Source organism: Deltaproteobacteria bacterium (assembly GCA_003696105.1).
Taxonomy (GTDB): domain Bacteria; phylum Myxococcota_A; class Polyangia; order Haliangiales; family J016; genus J016.
On the sequence record RFGE01000312.1, the window covers coordinates 1 to 6789 of the forward strand.

Sequence of the window (6789 nt, forward strand, 5' to 3'; positions counted from 1 at the left end):
GTCCAAGATCGGTCTCATCGATGGCAACGCCGGCAAGCTGTACTACCGGGGCTATCCGATCGAGCAGCTCGCTGAGCATTCGGATTTCGAAGAGGTGTCGTACCTGCTGCTCAAGGGGCACTTGCCGACGCGGGCGGAACTCGACGCCTTCAAAGCGCAGCTCCGCAATCACCGGCGGCTCAAGTTCCGCATCATCGAACTCCTCAAGAAGCTCCCCGATCAGGGGCACCCGATGGACGCGCTGGTCGCGACCGTGTCCGCGATCGGCATGTACTACCCGCAGACGATCGTCGAGGATCCCGAGCAGCGCTGGGGCGCCGCCATCCGGCTGATGTGCAAGGTGCCGACCATCGTCGCGGCGTACCACCGCATTCGCAACGGCGACGAGCCGCTGCTGCCGCGCGACGACCTCGATCATGCGTCGAACTTCCTGTACATGCTCACCGAGAAGGAGCCGGATCCGCTCGTCGCCAAGGTGATGGACGTCTGCCTGATCCTGCACGCGGAACACGGGATGAACGCGTCGACATTCGCCGCGCGCGTCACGGGGTCGACGTTGGCCGACCCGTATTCGGTCATCTCGTCGGCGGTCGGCACGCTGGCTGGACCGCTGCACGGCGGCGCCAACGAGGACGTACTCGGCATGCTCAAGTCGATCCCCGGCGGGGTCGAGGGCGTTCGGGCGTGGGCCGAGGAGGGCGTGCGCGAAAAGCGCAAGTTCGCCGGCTTCGGCCACCGCGTCTACAAGGTCAAGGATCCGCGGGCCAAGATCCTCCAGCGGCTCGCCGTCCAACTGTTCGACAAGTTCGGCGCGACGCCGCTGTACGACGTGGCGTGCGAACTCGAGAAGGTGCTCGCGGAGCACCTCGGGCCCAAGGGCGTCTATCCCAACGTCGACTTCTACAGCGGGATCGTCTACGAAAAGATGGGGATCCCGGCCGACCTGATGACGCCGATCTTTGCGGTCGCGCGCACCGTCGGCTGGCTCGCGCACTGGCTCGAGCAGATCGAGAACAACCGCATCTTCCGGCCGTCGCAGATCTACATCGGCGAGCGCGACCTGACCTACGTGCCGATCGACCAGCGCGGATGACCCGCGCGGGCGACCGGTCGCGCCCCCGCGCCGCGCGTTGCGGGGGCGTTCGTTTTCGTGCGCCGCCGCGCCGGATCGCCCGCCGGGCGGGAATGCGCGGGGCGCTCGCGCGGTTGACGGGACGTGTCGGCCAACCGCCATCGCCCGGGTAGGCATCGCGGCGGCGCGACCGGGTCGCCTGCGGTCGCTGCCGTCGGGTACCCTGCGGGTCCTGGCATGACCCGCGGCCGCCAGGTTGCGGCGTCGCGGCGGCGAGGTTAGGACACCAACGAGGACGTCACACGATGCGAGCGTCACTGGACGTAAAGGCGATCAACGAGATGGTCGAGCGCGAGAGCGCGTTCATCGACCGCATCATGGGCGAGGTCGGCAAGGTGATCGTCGGCCAACGGTACATGGTCGAGCGAATTCTCATTGGCCTGCTCGCGGGCGGCCACTGCCTCATCGAAGGCGTCCCCGGGCTCGCCAAGACGCTCACGGTCAAAACGCTCGCGCGCACGCTCCGTGCGAAGTTCCAGCGCATTCAGTTCACGCCGGACATGTTGCCGGCGGACATCACCGGCACGACCATCTACAACATGCAGACGGGCCAGTTCACCGAGAAGAAAGGCCCGGTGTTCGCCAACTTGGTGTTGGCCGACGAGATCAACCGCGCGCCCGCGAAGGTCCAGTCGGCGTTGCTCGAGGCGATGCAGGAACGCCAGGTGACGATCGGCGACCGGACGCACCCCCTGCCCGAGCCGTTTTTGGTCATGGCGACACAGAACCCGATTGAGCAGGAGGGCACCTACGCGTTGCCGGAAGCGCAGCTCGATCGCTTCATGCTGATGATCCACGTCAGCTACCCGACCAAGGAGGAGGAGCGCCGGATCATGGACGCGATGACCGCGCCCGTCGCAGCGGAGCCCGAGGCGGTCAGCTCGCTCGACGACGTGTTGTCCGGGCGTCGCACCCTGTCGCAAATCTACCTCGACGACAAGCTCCGCGACTACATCGTCGATATCGTGTATGCGACCCGCGAGCCGAATGACTACGGCCTGCGGGACATCGCGGATTTCATCGAGTACGGCGCGTCGCCGCGCGCATCGATCTATCTCAACATGGCGGCTCGCGCGCACGCGTTCTTGCGGCATCGCGGGTACGTCACGCCCGAGGACGTCAAGGCCGTGGGCGCCGACGTGTTGCGTCACCGGATCGTGCTGACGTACGAGGCCGAGGCGGAAGAAGTCACGGCGGAGGACGTCGTTCGCCGCCTGTTGGAAACGGTGGAAGTCCCCTGACCGGCCGGGATGCTGCCCCGCGAATTACTAAAGAAGATCCGCAAGATCGAGATTTATACGTCGCGGATCGTCAACAATCAACTCGCCGGGCAATACCACTCGGTGTTCAAGGGACGCGGCATGGCGTTCGAGGAGGTGCGCCCGTACCACGCGGGTGACGACGTGCGCTTCATCGACTGGAACGTGTCGGCGCGCATGAACGAGCCCTACGTCAAGCTGTTCGTCGAGGAGCGCGATCGCACCGTGATGTTGCTGGTGGACATGAGCGCGTCCGGCTGGTTCGGATCGCGCGAGCAAACCAAGCGCGAGATCGCCGCGGAGCTGTCCGCCCTGATCGCATTCTCGGCGATCAAGAACAACGATCGCGTCGGCCTGATCATCTTTACCGACGACGTCGAGCGATTCGTGCCGCCGAAAAAGGGCGCCAAGCACGTGCTGCGCGTCATCACCGAGATCCTCACGTTCGAGCCGGCGTCGCGCCGCACCGACCTCGTGGGTGCGCTCGAATTCCTCGGCAAGGTCGCCAAGCGGCGGTCGGTCGCGTTCGTCGTGTCCGACTTCGCGGCGAGCGGTTGGGAACATGCGATCCGCGTCGCATCGCGCCGCCACGACGTCATCCCTGCAGTGGTGACTGACCCGCTCGAGGAGGCGCTCCCCGACGTCGGGTTGATCGCGCTCGAGGATCTCGAAACCGGAGACCTGGTCGAGTTTGACAGCTCGGGGCCGGCGGCGCGCGCGTATGCGGCGCGCGTGGCGGCGGAGCGGGCGCGCCGCGAGGACGTGTTCCGGCGACTCAAGATGGACTTCGTGAACGTGCGCACGGACCAGGCGTACGTGTCGGCGCTCATCGCGTTCTTCCGTGCGCGCGCGCGGCGCATGCACCTGGCATGATCGCCGTAGCGCTCATCGCGGCGGTGGCCGCACCCACCGTCACGGCGCGCGTCTCGCCGGCCGAAGTGACGCTCGGCGACCGCTTCGACCTCGTCATCGAGGTGGTGCACGACTCGTCGGTGTCCGTGAACCTGCCCGCGGCCGTGGACCTCGGACCGGCGTTCGCGGAGGAGGGGCGCCGGCAGACCATGCGCGACAACGGGGACGGCACGGTCACGCACACGTTTACGCTCACCGTCGGTGCCTATGATGTCGGCGACCACGAGGTGCCGCCGATCCCGGTATCGTACGCCGCGGCGGGCACGGCGGCGACGGTACAGACGCCGCCGCTACACGTGGCGGTCGCGAGTTTCGTCGGTGATCGTGACGCGGGACTGCAACCGATCGCCGGACCGGTGGAGGTGCAACAGACTGACTGGACCGTCGTCTACGCGCTCGCCGCGGTGGCGGCGGCGCTCGCGCTCGGCTTCGCGGCGCTCGGCGTGCGCGCGGTGCTGCGCCGGCGCGCGCGGGGGCCTGCGGCCGCTGCCGTCCCCCCGGTCGTGCCGGCAGACGTCGAGGCGCTCGCGCGGCTCGACCAGCTCGAGGCGTCCGGGGCGCTCGACGCCGACGACCTCGATCCGGCCTATACGGCGCTGTCCGAAATTCTGCGCGCCTATCTCGGTCGGCGTTTCGGGTTTCCCGCGCTGGACCTCACGACAGCCGAGATCAACGCCGAGCTGGCGGCGCGGCCCGAGGCGGCGGCCGTGCGCGACGAACTGGCCGAGTGGTTGGCCGCGTGCGACCTCGTCAAGTTTGCAGAGTTTCCGGCTACGCCGGACGAGGCGCGGGCGGCGCTGTACCGCGCGCGCCAGTTCGTTCACCGCACGCGCGCGGACGCGGGCGCGAGCGGGCCGGACCGCGCGCGGCCGGGCGCGGGCGCGACCGGGCCGGACCACGCGCGGCCGGACGCGGGCGCGACCGGACCGGCGGAGGACGCGGAGGCGACCGGCGGGGAGCCGGCGCCTCCGGCGCCTCCGGGCGCTCCGGCGGCCGCAGCCGCGGCGGCGCACACCGCGGCACAGCAGCGCGAACCGCCGGCCGGAGGTGGCGATGGGTAGGCGCGGCTCGGGGCTTGCGGGAGCCGCGGTCGCCTACGCGCTGCTCGCCGCCGTCGCCTCCTTGTGCGGGGTGTGGCTGTGGCGCGAGGTGGACGCGTTGCGCGGCAACGAGGCCGTCGCGTTGCACGACCCGTGGGCGCTCGGCTTGTGGGCCGCCGCCGCGGTCGCCGCGTGGTTCGGCTTCCACCGGCGCGCGGCCCGGGCGGCGACGTTCTCGTTTTCGCGCGTGAGCGATGCGGCCGCGGTGCCGGGCGGCTGGGTCGCTCGCCTCGCGTCGCTGCCCGCCGTGTTGCGCGTGTGCGCGCTGGCGCTTTTGGCCATCGCGCTCGCGCGGCCGCAGACGTACCGCAGCGAGGACATCGAAGTCGAGGGCATCGACATCATGATCGTGCTCGACCTGTCGCGGTCGATGGAGGAACGGGATCTGTTGCGCAACCGGCTCGACGCCGGACAGCGGACGATCCGCGAGTTTCTCCGCCGTCGCAAGAACGACCGGATCGGCCTCGTCGTGTTCGCTGAACAGGCGATGTTGCAGTGTCCGCTCACGCTCGATTACAAGTCTCTCGATCAGATCGTAGCCGACCTGGCCATCGGCGACGTGCCGGAGATGGGCACGGCGATCGGCGACGGTCTCGGTCTCGCGCTCGCCTCGCTGCGCCGGTCCGACGCAGCGTCCAAGGTGGTCATCCTGCTGTCGGACGGCGACTCGAACGTCGACAACGAGATGGACCCGATCGCCGCCAAGGAGGCGGCCGAGGAGATGGGCGTGCGCGTGTTCACGATCCTTCTCGGGCGCGAGGACGCGGTCGCGCGCGGCGGTAGCCGCTATGCCGTCAACCCGGAATTGCTCAAACAGATCGCAGCCGACACCGGCGGCATGTACTTCCGCGCCGGCGACAACGCGGCGCTCGAACGGAGCTTCGCCAAGGTTCGCGACACGCTCGAGAAGACGCGCCGGCGCGTGACCGGCAAGGTGTTCGGGGAAATTTTCGCGCCGTTTGCGCTGGCGGCGCTCGTGTTGCTCGTACTCGAGTTGGCACTCGCGATGACGCGCTGGAGGCGATTCCCGTGAGCGAGTTGACGTTTGCCGCAGGCGTTTGGCGGTACGTTGCGGCGGCCGCCGTCGTCGCGCTCGCCGTCGTATACGCGCTCGACTTCACGCGCCGGCGCCGAGCACTCGAGCGCATCGGTCATCTGCCGACGCTGCGCCGGATGATGCCCGCTCTGTCCGAGGAGCGCCGCACGGTCAAGGCCGTGCTCCGAGTGGCTGGCATTGCGCTCGTGTTGCTCGCGCTGGCGCGCCCGCAGCTGCCCGGGGAGAAGAAATGGAAGAAGCGCGGCATCGACGTCGCCGTCGTGATGGACTACTCGAAGTCGATGCTCGCGAAGGACGTGCCGCCGAGTCGGGTAGAGAGAATGGAGCGAGAGGTCGTTGCGTTGCTGGACGACGAGCGGCTACAGAACGACCGCGTTGCCGTCGTCGTGTTTGCGGGCGCCGCCGCGCACTTCCCGCTCACGCACGATCACGAGGCCGCGAAGCTGCTGTTCGAAGGGCTCACGCCGCTCGAGATGCCGCCCGGCTCCGATCTGGGCGAAGCGCTGCGCCGCGCGCGCTGCATCGTGCGCCCGGATCTGCTCGACGATCCGTCGTGCGAGCGCGTGGGCGGGCGAGGGCGCGGGGGCGCGCCGCTGACTGGCGACGCCGACGAGCAGCACGACGACCTGCCGACCGACCAACTCGGGGTCGAACGCGCACGCGCGATCGTCGTGTTTACCGACGGCGAGGACACGGAGGGCCACGCGCGCGAGGAAGTCGCTCGCGCGGCGGAACTCGGTATCGATGTCCTGTTCGTTGGCGTCGGCACGCCGGAAGGCGAGATGATCCCCGAGTACGATCCGGATTCCAGCGGACCGCTGTTCCGGCGCGACGTGATCGGCTGGAAGAAGACGCCGGACGGCAAGTCGTTCGTGTTCACACGCCTCGAGGAAGGCGCACTGCGCGAGTTGGCCGCTGTCGCAGGCGGCGACGACCACTACTTGCGGCTCGATCCGAAACAAATTCACGTCGACGCCATCGCGGACCGGTTGGAGCGGCTCAAGGTGGGAGACCTCGACGAGCGCCTGGTAGCCATTCCACGGGAGGTGTATCAGTGGTTGCTGTTTCCCGGGTTCGTCTTGCTGTGGATCGAAGCGGTGATGACCGACCGGAGGCGGAGGCGGCGCAAATGACGTGGCGCCGATGGCTGGCGGTGTGCGCGGTCGCGCTGTGCGCGCCGGCGCTGGTCGGCTTCGATCTGTTCCACGCGCCGGACCCGGACGTGGTGGATGGAAACCGCGCGTACTCGGCGGGTGACTGGGACGCGGCGATCGCGGCGTACGAGCGTGCGCTCGAGCGGCGGAGCGGCGACGACGGCGTGGAGTTCAA

7 protein-coding genes are annotated in these 6789 nt (G+C 68.8%); all 7 read left to right on the forward strand.

Annotated features, from left to right (window positions below):
- Positions 1 to 1093 (forward strand): citrate synthase (locus D6689_19675; GenBank protein RMH38405.1); only part of this gene is annotated, 1093 nt, incomplete at its 5' end.
- A 284-nt stretch (positions 1094 to 1377) separates the two neighbouring features.
- Complete coding sequence (locus tag D6689_19680) at positions 1378 to 2373, forward strand: ATPase (protein ID RMH38406.1); 996 nt, start codon at positions 1378 to 1380, stop codon at positions 2371 to 2373.
- Between the two features lie 9 nt (positions 2374 to 2382).
- Positions 2383 to 3264 carry a DUF58 domain-containing protein gene (locus tag D6689_19685; GenBank protein ID RMH38407.1) on the forward strand — a complete coding sequence of 294 codons (882 nt, stop codon included), beginning with the start codon at positions 2383 to 2385 and terminating at the stop codon, positions 3262 to 3264.
- Positions 3261 to 4364: a hypothetical protein gene (locus D6689_19690; GenBank protein ID RMH38408.1), complete on the forward strand. Its 1104-nt coding sequence runs from the start codon at positions 3261 to 3263 to the stop codon at positions 4362 to 4364. Before D6689_19685 ends, D6689_19690 begins: the two co-directional genes overlap by 4 nt.
- Positions 4351 to 5436 (forward strand): VWA domain-containing protein, encoded by a 1086-nt coding sequence (locus D6689_19695; protein ID RMH38409.1) that lies wholly within the window; start codon positions 4351 to 4353, stop codon positions 5434 to 5436. Before D6689_19690 ends, D6689_19695 begins: the two co-directional genes overlap by 14 nt.
- On the forward strand, positions 5433 to 6593 hold the full coding sequence (locus D6689_19700; protein ID RMH38410.1) for a VWA domain-containing protein: 1161 nt from the start codon (positions 5433 to 5435) through the stop codon (positions 6591 to 6593). The genes D6689_19695 and D6689_19700 overlap by 4 nt, the downstream gene beginning before the upstream one ends.
- Positions 6590 to 6789, forward strand: a 200-nt coding sequence (locus D6689_19705; GenBank protein ID RMH38411.1) for a hypothetical protein, incomplete at its 3' end; no start/stop codon positions are given. The genes D6689_19700 and D6689_19705, both read left to right, overlap by 4 nt.